Annotated in this window: 11 protein-coding genes; 3 read left to right on the top strand and 8 right to left on the bottom strand. The window is 58.5% G+C overall.

The features are described 5' to 3' along the window. Nucleotides 1–9: 9 nt before the first annotated feature. The 3 genes from KFE13_RS10655 to KFE13_RS10645 form a co-directional block, all read right to left on the bottom strand. Nucleotides 10–882: an SDR family NAD(P)-dependent oxidoreductase gene (locus tag KFE13_RS10655; RefSeq protein ID WP_260703100.1), complete on the bottom strand. Its 873-nt coding sequence runs from the start codon at nt 880–882 to the stop codon at nt 10–12. A 99-nt stretch (nt 883–981) separates the two neighbouring features. Further along, nucleotides 982–1,548: a TetR/AcrR family transcriptional regulator gene (locus KFE13_RS10650; RefSeq protein WP_260703099.1), complete on the bottom strand. Its 567-nt coding sequence runs from the start codon at nt 1,546–1,548 to the stop codon at nt 982–984. A gap of 6 nt (nt 1,549–1,554) precedes the next feature. Continuing rightward, nucleotides 1,555–2,286 carry a methyltransferase family protein gene (locus KFE13_RS10645; RefSeq protein ID WP_260703098.1) on the bottom strand — a complete coding sequence of 244 codons (732 nt, stop codon included), beginning with the start codon at nt 2,284–2,286 and terminating at the stop codon, nt 1,555–1,557. An 84-nt stretch (nt 2,287–2,370) separates the two neighbouring features. Here KFE13_RS10645 and KFE13_RS10640 point away from each other — a divergent pair, with 84 nt between their 5' ends. Then, complete coding sequence (locus KFE13_RS10640; RefSeq protein ID WP_260703097.1) at nt 2,371–3,267, top strand: GDSL-type esterase/lipase family protein; 897 nt, start codon at nt 2,371–2,373, stop codon at nt 3,265–3,267. A gap of 52 nt (nt 3,268–3,319) precedes the next feature. On the opposite strand, the gene KFE13_RS10635 is transcribed toward KFE13_RS10640, so the two are convergent. From KFE13_RS10635 to KFE13_RS10625, 3 genes are all read right to left on the bottom strand, one after another. Beyond that, nucleotides 3,320–4,849, bottom strand: coding sequence for an ankyrin repeat domain-containing protein (locus tag KFE13_RS10635; RefSeq protein WP_260703096.1), 1,530 nt, complete (start codon nt 4,847–4,849; stop codon nt 3,320–3,322). Nucleotides 4,850–5,168: 319 nt separating this feature from the next. Next, the gene (locus KFE13_RS10630) at nt 5,169–6,119 is read right to left on the bottom strand and encodes a ferritin-like domain-containing protein (protein WP_260703095.1); all 951 of its coding nucleotides are present in this window, start codon (nt 6,117–6,119) and stop codon (nt 5,169–5,171) included. Between the two features lie 13 nt (nt 6,120–6,132). Then, complete coding sequence (locus tag KFE13_RS10625) at nt 6,133–6,939, bottom strand: ferritin-like domain-containing protein (protein ID WP_260703094.1); 807 nt, start codon at nt 6,937–6,939, stop codon at nt 6,133–6,135. 310 nt (nt 6,940–7,249) lie between these two features. Between KFE13_RS10625 and htpG the strand changes: the two genes are divergently transcribed. After that, on the top strand, nt 7,250–9,172 hold the full coding sequence (htpG, locus tag KFE13_RS10620; protein WP_260703093.1) for a molecular chaperone HtpG: 1,923 nt from the start codon (nt 7,250–7,252) through the stop codon (nt 9,170–9,172). A gap of 425 nt (nt 9,173–9,597) precedes the next feature. Further along, on the top strand, nt 9,598–10,647 hold the full coding sequence (locus KFE13_RS10615) for a hypothetical protein (RefSeq protein WP_260703092.1): 1,050 nt from the start codon (nt 9,598–9,600) through the stop codon (nt 10,645–10,647). A gap of 74 nt (nt 10,648–10,721) precedes the next feature. Here the strand turns inward: KFE13_RS10615 and KFE13_RS10610 are convergent, their stop codons facing one another. Next, on the bottom strand, nt 10,722–11,540 hold the full coding sequence (locus tag KFE13_RS10610; RefSeq protein ID WP_260703091.1) for a family 1 encapsulin nanocompartment shell protein: 819 nt from the start codon (nt 11,538–11,540) through the stop codon (nt 10,722–10,724). Then, on the bottom strand, nt 11,537–12,601 hold the full coding sequence (locus KFE13_RS10605; protein WP_260703090.1) for a Dyp-type peroxidase: 1,065 nt from the start codon (nt 12,599–12,601) through the stop codon (nt 11,537–11,539). The genes KFE13_RS10610 and KFE13_RS10605 overlap by 4 nt, the downstream gene beginning before the upstream one ends. Between the last annotated feature and the right edge of the window lie 109 nt (nt 12,602–12,710).

Below are 12,710 nucleotides of genomic sequence, written 5' to 3'. Positions count from 1 at the left end.
CTATTGCCATTACCGACGGCTCAGCGCCTGCAGCTCCGGAATCGGCTCGGCGTCGGGATACATCGTCGAACGTGTCAGTTCGCTGAACCGCTCGCCTTCCTTCGCACGGGCCTCCTCCACCGCCTTCACGCGCTGCTCCGCATCCACACCCAGAATCAGGCGTAGCGGGACGTCATCCGTATTCGCCAGCTTGACGATCAACGCAGCAATCCGCTTCGGATCGCCCTCCTCGCGTCCTTCGATGTTCTGCAATAGCTTCAGAATCGGCCCCAGGCTGGCCTCATACTCAGGCAGCAGCATGGGAGGATTCCCTCGCGCACGGCGCGCCCAGTTGGTCCGGATCGCACCTGGCTCCAGTGTGCACACCTTCACTCCAAATGAGGCTACCTCTGTCGCCAGCGAATCGCTGAAACCTCCGACAGCCCACTTCGCCGCGTGGTACGGCACATTGCCCGGCACCGCCACCCTACCGCCAATGGACGACACCTGAAAGATATGCCCGCTCTTCTGCTTCCGCATCACCGGGACCGCGGCCCGTGTCGTATAAACCACGCCATAGAAGCATGTATCCACGATTCCCTGAAAGTCCTCACCGCTCATTTGCTCAAATGGAGCGAACTGCCCGTATCCGGCGTTGTTCACCAGCACGTCCAGCCTTCCGAACGCATCGACCGCAAGTTGTACCGCCGCCTGCGCCTGTGCCTCGTTCCGTACGTCGAGCAGCACCGGCCGCACGCGTTCGCCATGCTGCTTCACCAGCGCATCCAGCTCTTCCAGCCGCCGCGCCCCGGCAACGACGTTATCGCCGGCAGCCAACGCCGCCGCCGCAATATCATTCCCCAAACCATTTCCGCTTCCTGTGATTAACCAGACCTTAGCCATACCGCGGGCTCCTCCTTTGTCGATCTGGAGATAAGATCATTAAATGAGCAAGTGGTTGCTCATTTATTTTGAGAGCACTCTTTACGTGATGAAGCTCTCTCAACGCACTGCGCGCCAGAATAGATCGAAACCCCGGTCGATCAATAGCTTGCGCTGCCGCGCGTTCTTCATCGCAAAGTCCATCGCCGCCTCTTGCATCGCCGCCATCAGCGCCGAAGCATAGCCTGACGGAAGCTCGCGCAGCGACTCACGCGAGTCCAGCTCGTCGAGCATGGTGTCGATCGCGCCACGCTGCTCCGCCATGCTCGCCCGCGTCTCCGCCGTCACCACCGACGACAGATTCAGCAGACGTACCACCATGCGCTTCTCTGGAGACTCGATCATCCAGCCCACGCTCAACGACCATACATGGCGCGCCCGCCTCTCCAGACTCGCGCCATGCGGAAATTCTGCATTGACCCGCTCGAACAGATCGAGTTTCAGCTCCCTGTAGAGCTCGTTGAGCAACTCGTCCTTACTGGCGAAGTACGTAAACAGCGTGCCTTCGGCAACGCCTGCGCGTGCGGCGATCTTCGCCGTGGCCACACCCAGTCCCACCTCGGCGATCTCAAGGATCGCAGCGCCAAGAATCGCCTTTCGCTTCTCCGGATCGCGCGGCCTCGCCATCTCTTCTCAGCCCCTCACCTGCGGCTTGGGCACAAACGCGCGAGCCACCAGCGAAATGCCCAGCGACACCAGCACGCCCTGCATGATCAGTATCGCGTTGTACCGCCACCCCAGCACGAGAAACGAAATCGCCACGCCCCAGAAGTAGATCTCACCCAGTATGGCCACTCCCCATGCAGGCCGCACGGCAGCCGCAGGCACCTGCGGACGAAATGAAGGAAAGAATCGCGGCACCTTACTGCAGTACTCCTTATAAGGCTCGCCCAGCTTTGCCGTAAGAAATGCTTCTTCGCCGCCGATCAGCCGCAGTTGAAATAGCCCGAGGATCACAATCGAAAATATTGCACCGCTTGGCAGCATCAACAACGCCAGCGCCAGCGTATGCACAAAGGTGCCCCAGTACAGAGGATTCCGCATATAGCGGTACGGGCCAGCAGCCACAATACGATCGCCGTGCATTGACGCATCCTGCACGACGCCGGACCCCAGGTACGCGGCTCCCCACGTGCGTAGCCATGCCGCCTTGATCGCCCACGCAATCCCCACCACCAGCACCACGTTAGTCGCTACACTGAAACTAAGCCACCCTTGCCTGGCCAGCAGCCACGCCAGCCACTGCCATGTGCGCACCGTATCCAGATGCAGCCATTTGTTCCACGGCGTGGTGAAGCCGAGCACATACACCACCGTGTGGATCAGATAACGAAACCGAAACTCGAACGCAGATGCCTTCATCATGTGATTTCCAGACTACTTGAAACAACCGGTACCCGCGCATACGTTCAGTCACAACAATGCGCATCCGCGCTTTAAAATGACCACGTGCCCAAACGTATTACTCTCTGCCTCGGTTTACTCATACTCCTGCTCTTCGCGTTCACCCACGCCCAGCAGGCGTCGAATGATCTCACCGTCGCGACACTTCCTACCAGCCGCCTTAATGAGTCCTGGTGGGCCGAGCGCCACAATACGATCGTCGACTACGTCCGCAAACACCCCGACATCCAGCTCCTCTTCATGGGAGCCTCCATCATCCAGAACTTCGAAAAATCGAACCCACCCGATCAGGATTTCCTGCCCATCTGGAAGCAGTTTTACGAGCCGCGCCGTGCGCTCAATCTCGGCTTCTCCGGTGATACCACCGCCAACCTGCTCTGGCGCCTCAATCACGGCGAGATCGACCATCTGAGCCCGCGTGTGGCCATCGTGATGATCGGCAACAACAATACCGGTCACGCCCACCAGACTGCCGAGCAAACTGAAGCCGGTATCGACACGGTGATCGCCACGCTCAGCCAGCGCCTGCCGCAGACACGCCTGCTCATTCTCGGCATTCTGCCCACAGGCTTTTCGCCTGAAAAGACCGCTGCCGACCAGGCGGTCAACAGCTACCTCGCCAAACGTTTCCCCCCAAGAATCGGCAAACCCGACGCATCCGGCAAAAATACCGTCGCCGACGGCGATCCGCGTGTCACGTTCCTCGACATCGGCTCCACCTTCAAGGACGCCTCCGGCGCCATTAACACATCGCTCTTTTACGACCCGCGCCAGCCACATCCCAGCCCCGCGCTCCATCCCGACACACGCGGCCAGCGCATGATGGCCGAAGCCATCGAGCTCACACTGGCCAAGCTGATGTATGACAAACCACGAACGACGGCACCCGCAGCAACAGTGGCGCCGGCCACAGCAACCCCTCAGCCGGACCGGCACCCCTGAAGTTTCATTTGTGACATAAATCGTTACGAAATAAGAGTTGGCACGAGCAGCATCATTCCTTGTGTTGCTGGATGATACCCAGCACCTCTTCTGTCGCTTCCAGAGGCCGCTCCGGCTTCGGAATCTTCGCGCCTGCCTCCAGCAGTGCACGCGTCACCGCGGGATAATCACCTTTCTCGCGCTCCCAGCTGTTCAGCGAGCCGTGGAGCGCCCATGCCAGCGGACTACCACCGTATTCCGTCTCGAAGACATTGACCGGAGCCTCGTGCGCCAGCAGCGCACGCACCATTGCGATGTTTCCATGCCACGACGCACAGTGCAGCGGCGTCTGTCCGTTTTCAAGAGCAACCTTCGATGGCCAGCCCTGCTCCAGCAACAGCTCGACTGCACGCGTATTGTTGCGAAACGCAGCGCCGACGATGCGACGCGCTGCGTGCTCTGTCAACCGTGTAATCACCGCCGGATGCTGCTCGACGATCCGCTTCACCATCGCCGCATCGCCCAGTTCCGCTGCCTGCACCAGACGCAGCCAGGGAGCGCTACGCTGCATCAGCAGATCGAACACCGCCTTGTGCCCAAACTGGTGCGCGATCGAATGCGGGGACCGCGTCAAACCAAATCCGTACATATAGATCGTGCCACCGGCCTCGGGATTCTTCTTCGGAAAGTACCGCTCGCTTACCGTCGTCCGTACCGTTTCCGGATCATCGTTCAATATGCGCTCAACCAGCGCCACATCGCCGATGGCCGACGCCAGCAGGATATCGGCCTCGGCTCCACGTGCGATCAGGAAACGCGCCACATCATGGCGATACGGCTCGCGCCACTCCATGTACTGCCGCTGGCACGCCATATACTGCGCCGCGGTCGATTCATGATCGATGTCGCGCGCATTGATATCCGCTCCATATTCGAGCAGCAGTTCCGCAATGTCCACCGTTGCAGCAAAGTGCAACGGCAGCTGCCCGTCGCCGCCACGCGCATGCACCAGCTCTGGTTTTTGCTGCAGCAGCTCGCGCACTTGATCGACCTTCCCCAGCCGCGCTGCAGCGTGGATGTCCACTACAGCACCGCGTGCGATCAGGTACTCCGCCAGCTCTGCGTTCGCCGAATCCAGCACACCGAAGCTGCCAGCCCACCAGCGCGAACGCGCATTGATGTCCGCACCCGCATCCAGCAGGGCATCCACCATCTCGCGGCTTCCCTTCTGCACGGCCGCAACAATCGCCGGCGTATCGAAGTCCATCAGCGGCTCGTTGAGCTTCGTCTTCAGCGATGGATGAAGCTTCAGCACATCACGCACCAGCGCAGCATCACCGGCCCTGATTGCTGCTCTCAGCGCCGCCTCCGGCTCACCGGACTTGACTTCAACATGCAGCTTCAGCGCAGGCCACGTGTCGAAACCATACTCGCGTGCGATCACATGCAGTGCATCGGCCAGCTTAGGGTTGGATGTAACGCCAAAGGCAGCCAGCCGCGCTGTAGCGGAGGCGTCCTGATCAAGCGCAGCTCGCTGTAGCGTACGGGCCTGATTTTTCAGATGTTCGAGGTTAGGGCGCGCGGGAAGTTCGCGTAGAGACATGACTCACTCCTTCTTGTGTGCCCGCGATCCGCTTCGCCGGGCAAGAAGAGAGTGGATTGTCGACCAGCAGAGATGCAAGGTGGGATGATCCCTTTCCGCGGACGGGACGCACCCTCGGAAGTGCGCGTCTCGAGACTAACAAATCCCCTCGCGGAAAATCCAGCGGCGAGCCAACGCCATTATTTTGGCGATAATTGGTAGCCCTGGCTTCGGAATCTTCGCGCCTGCCTCCGGTAGCGCACACGTCACCACAACGCCGCCCTTCTCTCTCCCAACTGGCGAGCGATCCGGGCGGCGCCGTAAGCCACAATTGTCTACGCTACTTAATCGTGCCGTTCAGACCGCTCGGGAAGAAGACTCCCGCGTTTTTTGTGCTGCCACCTGTAACAATCGCAAGAATCTGCGTCGTGGTTCGGCTCCAACCCACCGTATTCGAATCGGCATTGACGATGGTCGAAGCCATGTAATTGTTGTTGCTTCCGTTCAGCGCCACGCTGACCGTACCTACACCGACATCGTCGACCGGCGTGCCAGAGGGATTTGCCAGCTTTGCGCGGAAGGCGGAGATCTTCTGCGTCAAGCCGCTGAGCGCGGTGTTACCTGCCTGCGCATCAAGTCCCGCGATCGTTGTGCGAATCAGACCTGCGTGATACGCCTCGACGGCGTGAATGCCCACGGCAGCAGGAAGAATTTTCGTTTTGTCAGAGATCAAGCCTGCGGCTCCATGATAGGCGCTGACACCGACATCTTCAAAGATGTACGCTCCGATAAGGAAGTTTGCGTCGCTGGCAAAGGGATCGAACACGGAGCCGATGCCCGCTCCTGAAGCCAGTGCATTGAATGAGTTGTAGAGGTCGATGTTGGGCATTGACACTGCGGATGTGCCCAGTGCAGATTGCAAAAACTTTACATGCTTCTGCTCTTCGAGCGCAGTCTCAGCCGCGTAGGACGCGATGCCGGAGTTACTGAACGGCACCTTGGCAAAGCTTGGCTTCAAGGTCACCGTGCCGGCCGTACCGCCGTTCACTGCAACCGGAATCGGTGTGGCCAGCTTGTCGATGGTGACCCCTGCAGTCGCAAGCGTGTAGAACTGCGCTTCGAGGTATTCCAGATTTAAAGCGAAGTTGAGGATATCGTTATCTGTCACTGTCGTCTGCGCCTGGGCTTTGGAAGCCAATGCGAGACCGGCCAGGGCCGCGCCTCCCGCCGCGAGCAGCGCGCGACGGCTTGAGATGATCGCATCGAGTTGTTGTGTCTCTTGTGTCGCCATGACTCATCCGTCCTTATGCTGCGGTTGCTTTGATGGTGCCGTTCATACCTGCCGGATAGAAGCCGCCCTTGGTCTGAACACCTGCGCCCTGCGCATAGACGATGTGCAGCACCTGATCGGTAGAGCGTGAGAAACCAATCGCGTTGGTTGTATCGGCTGCAACGATCGACGAAACACTTAACGTCGTCTCATTGCCTCCACCCAGCATTCCACGCAGCGCCGAAACCTTGTTCGCATAGCCGACATAGGTCTGATCGCCGGAATTTGCAGCCATGCCGACCAGAAGGGTACGTATCTCTGCGGCATGGTAGGCTTCGACGGCCTGTATGCCTGCAGCAGCCGAAAGAATCGTCTTGCTGGTCAGCAGTGGTGCAGCACCCGAGTAGGCAGTAACCCCCACATCCTCAAAAACAAAGGCACCGACAAGAAATGCCAGCGGACTACTGAAGGGATTAAAGGTGCCTCCGGCAGGTACGATACCCGCGGCAACCGCCAACGCGCTGAAAGAATTGGTAAAGTCGATCTGTGGCCGATCTACCGGCGTAGCACCGGCAGCCTGCAGCGCTGAGCGCAGATAACGCACGTGATTCAACTCATCCTGTGCGATCTCATTGGCATAGTTGGCGAGGCCTGACGTCCCCCACGGTACCTGCGTTCCTCCACTCACTGCACCGGCATTCGTTCCTACATCGGCGGCACTGAGTCCATTTCCCGTCGCCGCACGCAGATAAAACTCCGCCTCCAGGTACTCCAGATTCAAAGCGAAGTTCAACACATCGGCGTCGGTAATCGTTGTGGGAGTGGTCGAGGTTGTAGACATTGAACTTCCACTATCGCTGCAGCCCAGGACGAGCGAGGCTGTAGCAGCCGTTCCCACACCTGCCATAAAGCTACGGCGTGAGACAGTTCTGCTCGTTGCTTGTTCGGTAGTTTCCACGTATGACCTCTCGTCAGGTGCTGACGTTTGCACCCTCTGCTTGTACTAACGGGGGCCATCGATGTTTGGATGTAATCGATTTGCGATAAAAAATGGTTCGCCTGCGATATCAGGTTTCTTTCTTCTGCCAGGGAGATCAATTTCCTGACACAACATGCACATAGCCGATAACTTTTGGCAAAATTAAGTTGCTATGTCCAAGCGTGAATTTCAAACCGAAGTCTCCCAGCTCCTCCACCTCATCGTTCACTCCCTCTACTCACACCCGGAGATCTTTCTCCGCGAGTTGATCTCCAACTCCTCGGATGCGCTCGACAAGCTGCGCCATCTCACCCTTACCGACGATACGATCAAGGCCCTCATCGGCAACGGCATCGATTCGCCACGCATCGATCTCGAGCTGAACGAAGAGGCCAAGACCCTTGCCATCTCCGACACCGGCATCGGCATGAACGAAGAGGACCTAGTCTCGCACCTCGGTACTATCGCCCGCTCCGGCACCAAGAATTTCCTCTCGCAGCTCTCCGGCGATGCCCGCAAGGACTCGAACCTCATCGGACAGTTCGGCGTCGGCTTCTACTCCGTCTTTATGGTCGCCGACAAGGTCGAGGTCATCTCGCGCAAGGCAGGCGACGACAAGACATGGAAGTGGACCTCCGATGGCAAGACCGGCTTCGACCTCGAGGAAGTGACCGGCGATGCCGCACGTAAGGTTGCCGGCACCACCGTCCACATTCACTTCAATGATGAGGGCGCGCAGTATGCCAACGGCTGGCGCCTCACCGAGATCGTCAAGAAGTACTCCAACCACATCGCCTTCCCCATCTTCCTCACCTACGACAAGAGCGAGTGGAATGCCGACAAGAAGGAGTCCATCAAGACCCGTACCACCGAGCAAATCAACGCCGCCAGCGCCATGTGGCAGCGCCCCAAGTCCGAACTCAAGGACGAGGACTATACCGAACTCTACAAAGCGCTCACAGGCGGCTGGGACGATCCGCTCTTCTGGTTCCACACCCGCGCCGAAGGCACGCTCGAGTACACCACGCTCTTCTACATCCCCGCTAAAGCCCCGCTCGATCTCTACCAGGCCGATTACAAGACCGGCGTCAAGCTTTACGTCAAACGCGTCTTCATCATGGACGACTCCAAGGAGCTGCTACCGCCTTACCTCCGCTTCGTGCGCGGCATTATCGACTCCGAAGACCTGCCGCTCAATGTCTCGCGCGAGATCCTGCAGCAGAACAAGGTCCTCACCGCCATCAAGACGGCAAGCGTGAAGAAGATCCTCTCCGAGCTGAAGACCATCGCCACCAACGACCCCGAGAAGTACGCGAAGTTCATCGCCGAATATAACCGCCCGCTCAAGGAAGGACTCTACGGCGACTACGCCAACCGCGAGACTCTGCTCGACCTCATCCGCTTCAAGTCGACGAAGGTCGAAGGCCTCACCTCACTCGCCGATGCCAAGACGCGCATGCAGCCCGAGCAGAAAGCGCTCTACTACATCACCGGCGGCAACGAGAGTATCCTGCGCAACTCGCCGCTGCTTGAGATCTACAAGAAGAAGGGCATCGAAGTCCTTCTCCTCGATGACGACATCGACGAGATCGTCTTCTCCACCGTCGACAAGTACGACGGCGTCGACTTGAAAGCCGTCAACAAAGGCGCAGCCAGCGAAGACCTCAAGGACGACAACGAGCCCGCCAAGTCCGCAGAGCAGGCCGAAGCCCTGAAGCCTCTGCTCGAAAAGATCAAGGCCACACTCGGGGACGCCGTCAAAGAGGTCCGCGCCTCCACGCGCCTTGCCGACAGCCCGTCCGTGATCGTGTCGGATGAAGACGAACCTTCCGCCCGCATGCGTCACATGATGCGAGCCATGGGACAGAAGGAGATGCCCGAACCTCAACCCACGCTCGAGATCAACCCCGACCACGAGATCATCAAGAAGCTCCTGGCCGACATAGCCAACGCCAGCGACGTCCTCAAGAACGCAAAAATCGAAGACGCCGCCTGGCTCCTCTTCGACCAGGCCCTGCTGCTCGAAGGTGTACCGCTCAAAGATCCCGCCACCTTCGTCCAGCGCCTCAACCGCGTCCTGAATCAATCCATCTAAACAGGAAACAAACCGCAAACAGCAACGCCTCCCGCATGGGAGGCGTTGCTGTTTCAGAAGCTGCACAATAGAAGGCCTAGCCCCCTTTCCCTGCTCGTATGCCCCTCAGTCGAGGCCGGCTCTGCCCCTCACCGGCAATAGCGTGATGTAAGAAACGGCGGAAGATTTTGCGTTGACGCTCCGTTAATTTCACACCCATTCAAGAGACATTGCAGTACATTCGCGCGGCCTGTAACCCTTTGCGATCAAGATGCTTTGCTTCAGAATCAAACACTTGTGAGCACGCTGCACATTCTGCATTTCCTTTGGCCCACTACATGCATCTAAATTTCGAAAGTTCATCTCCAGGTGGGCGCAGACAGAAAGGCGGTACGGCGCGCTGGCCGGTGTATTGTTCAGGGCCTTGAATTTTTAAAGGACGGCGAATGCGGACTGAGACCCCCAATCGTGTGCAGCACAGAGTAGTGAATCTTCTATTTGTACTGGCTGCGATGCAGCTGGTGAGCTTCTATCTGATCTCATCCCGCCCGTATCTGCGCTTCTGGGACTACATGCATGGCGCAGAGCGGAATCCGTTTCAGCAGCGCGTGTTGCCCGTCGCATTGTTGTGGCCCTTGGTACACACGCACTGGATCACAACGGCGTTCGAGCATCTGAAGGGCTTGTTCTTGCCGGTGGAACGCGGCGCATATTTTGTGCTGTGCTTTTTTGCGTTGTGCATTACGGGCTACTTCACCATGCAGCTTTACAACGCGCTGTCCCCTACACGCAGATTGTGGTTCCTGGTATACCCCTCGCTTCTGTACGTCACGCTGTGGAGTTACGTAGTGATCGTACAGCAAGGCTTTTTTTATCCTTACGACCTGTTGAGTCTGACCTTCTTCACCGCGGGACTCTACTTCATCTACACGCGACAGTTCTGGCCGCTGTTTTTCACCATCCTGATTGGCACGGTGAATCGTGAGACGACGCTGTTCCTGATTGTGATCTACATGATCGATAGCTGCTCAAGCCTGAGCGATCTGTCCCTACCGCTGTGGCGCAGACTCGATCTGCGCATGATGCCGTGGGCACGCATAGCTCTGCTGCTGGCGGTGTGGCTGGCCATCAAGGTGACGCTGCATCACATGTTTGCCGCAAACAACAGCGATGAAGACGCCGTGCACATCAAAGACAACCTCGAAAAGTTCATGCCCAAGCACTGGCCGGCCATCCTGAACATCTGTGGCTATATTCTCCCTATCGTGCTCGTATTCCGAAAACGCCTCGCCCCCGCACGGTTTGCGAACTACATGCTGGTGATGCCGGTATGGTTTGCCGTGATGTTTGTGAAAGGCATTCTGGTAGAGACACGCATCTACGGAGAGCTCTCCAGCTACACCGCACTCGCCGCGCTACTGCTGATCGAGCGCTACATGACGCAGACCGAAAGCCAGAAGAGCAACGTAGAAGAGATCGCCGCGTCTTCTGTGTAAGCCCCCAAATAATTCTGCGGGAGCTTCACGCTCCCGCAGAATTATTACCGTACAAGATGGATGACGACTTCTCCCTACTCCTTTTTTGAGCCATTCGGCGCAGAAAGAGCAACCGAGGCTTCGCTGGTGAACGGCTGAAACACGAACGTCTCCTGCAGGTACAGGCGCACCACCGAGTCGTTGTGGCTGAGATAGCCGATGGAGACATCCTGCCCGATGTTGAGCTGGAAGTCGCCGCCACGCGTCGTCAAAACAAAAGCTCCATCGATAGCCGGTGCCCAGATCGGATCGCCGCCGATGATGCGCTTCACGTGCTCCAGCACAGGATAGCCGTGATCGCTCGTCTCGGCCAGCGCGGTGTACTCGCTCGCTCCAAGCAAAACAGCGTAAGGCCCATTGACGCCGACAAGACGAAGCTGACTAAGCGCCTTGGCAATCGCGTCCGGATATTCGCGAACGTCTTCAGGCAGCGAGAGGATGGGATTGCTCGTCGCTTCACGAATGCCCTGAATGCCCGCTTCGCGATAGCCGTTGAAGATAGCTCGATCTTCCGAGAACGCCATTTTCCTGGCGGCGTCCTTCGCAGGCTGCCAGTCGGAATCATTCGAGCCGCGCTCCACATCGTCGATAGCCTGCCGCGACAGCTCGAAAGGCACACGCAGCTCGACCATCGGCTTCACTTCGCGCTGGCTGGCAACGATGCCCTCGCCCGGCGCGGCGATTGATTGCAGATGGCCCGTACCAACTCCCGGCAGAGTCACGCCCGCAGGCTCCGGGACGTCGACGACACGGCGGCCGGCGAGATAGCGCTTCAGCGTTCTCGTCGTCTCCTCCTCGATCTGCTCCCAGGCTGCGCTGGAGATCGGTGCCAGTTCGCGATGAAGATTGTTCATTGTTTCTCTCCCTTGAGTGATCCTATCTTGAGTGCAGTGCCATGCGCGGGCGAAGCCGATTCTGATATGGATGCCCCAACCGGCGGGTCGGGTACTGCCACAGGCGGATCTCCGCTCACATCATCGAGGAACGTCACCGTCGGCACGAAGAACAGGCTGCCCGTAACCGGATGGCTGAAGTCGAGCAGGCGATCGTAGTTGCCTGGCGGATTGCCGATGAACATATTGTTCAGCATGGCCTCCGTGGTCGAAGGCGTACGGCAATACCCGATGAAGTACGTCCCGAACTCGCCGTGGCCGGGGCGGCCAAAAGGCATGTTGTCGCGGAGGATATCCAGTTGAACGCCATCGACCTCGATATTGGCCAGCGCATTGTGCGCGAAGGAGGGCTTTTCCGCATCGCTCAGCTCAATGTCCGATAGCTTGCGGCGGCCGATGATGCGTTCCTGCGTCTCAACGGGCAACGCGTTCCAGGCCTTCACATTGTGGAGATACTTCTGGACGATCACATAGCTGCCGCCGCTGAAGGCGGGATCTTCATCGGTGATGAGGGCAGCAAAGGTGGCGTCGGCGCCGCGCGGATTCTCCGTGCCATCGACAAAGCCCAGCAGGTCGCGATCGTCGAAGAAGCGGAAGCCGTGCACTTCGTCGGCAATCGCAACCGCATCGCCCAACTCGTCCATAATGTGCGTCGCCAGTTCGAAGCAGAGATCGGCACGCCGCGAGCGGATGTGGAAGAGAATATCGCCGGGTGTGGAGACAGCATGGCGTCCGCCGGAGAGGATCTCGCGAAAGGGATGCAGCTCCGCTGGTCGAGGCGCGCCGAAGAGCTTGTCCCATGCGTCCGAGCCAAAGCCGGTGACGCACGTCAGGTTGGCCTCGATGTCGCGGAAGTCGACAGCACGGATCAGTCCCGAAAGACCCGCGCAGAACGAACGCACAGCAGCATAGGCTTGCTCGTCCGGCCGAATCGTGACGACCAGAAAAATAGCCGCTCGTGTAAGCGGGGTAACGACGGCTTGAGGAATAACAGGGGGGCTTGGCGGTGTGCGCGTATCCATGTCCGGTTCGTGAGAAGTCTCACTTGAAGGTATCGCATTTGTGAGGGCTTTGCTCGTGTAGGCACGATCTTGCATTTTGAGTCGTAGTCGCCAGCTTGCTCTCGCCAAC

This window comes from Edaphobacter flagellatus (assembly GCF_025264665.1).
GTDB lineage: Bacteria > Acidobacteriota > Terriglobia > Terriglobales > Acidobacteriaceae > Edaphobacter > Edaphobacter flagellatus.
Note: the sequence above shows the minus strand (reverse complement) of the source record. Positions and strands in the feature narration are given on the sequence as shown.

Bases quoted from the DNA above. Each gene is read 5' to 3' on its own strand.
- KFE13_RS10655 (WP_260703100.1), bottom strand. From the start codon at position 882: ATGGCTAAGGTCTGGTTAATCACAGGAAGCGGAAATGGTTTGGGGAAT.
- KFE13_RS10650 (WP_260703099.1), bottom strand. From the start codon at position 1,548: ATGGCGAGGCCGCGCGATCCGGAGAAGCGAAAGGCGATTCTTGGCGCT.
- KFE13_RS10645 (WP_260703098.1), bottom strand. From the start codon at position 2,286: ATGATGAAGGCATCTGCGTTCGAGTTTCGGTTTCGTTATCTGATCCAC.
- KFE13_RS10635 (WP_260703096.1), bottom strand. From the start codon at position 4,849: ATGTCTCTACGCGAACTTCCCGCGCGCCCTAACCTCGAACATCTGAAA.
- KFE13_RS10630 (WP_260703095.1), bottom strand. From the start codon at position 6,119: ATGGCGACACAAGAGACACAACAACTCGATGCGATCATCTCAAGCCGT.
- KFE13_RS10625 (WP_260703094.1), bottom strand. From the start codon at position 6,939: ATGTCTACAACCTCGACCACTCCCACAACGATTACCGACGCCGATGTG.
- htpG (WP_260703093.1), top strand. From the start codon at position 7,250: ATGTCCAAGCGTGAATTTCAAACCGAAGTCTCCCAGCTCCTCCACCTC.
- KFE13_RS10615 (WP_260703092.1), top strand. From the start codon at position 9,598: ATGCGGACTGAGACCCCCAATCGTGTGCAGCACAGAGTAGTGAATCTT.
- KFE13_RS10610 (WP_260703091.1), bottom strand. From the start codon at position 11,540: ATGAACAATCTTCATCGCGAACTGGCACCGATCTCCAGCGCAGCCTGG.
- KFE13_RS10605 (WP_260703090.1), bottom strand. From the start codon at position 12,601: ATGGATACGCGCACACCGCCAAGCCCCCCTGTTATTCCTCAAGCCGTC.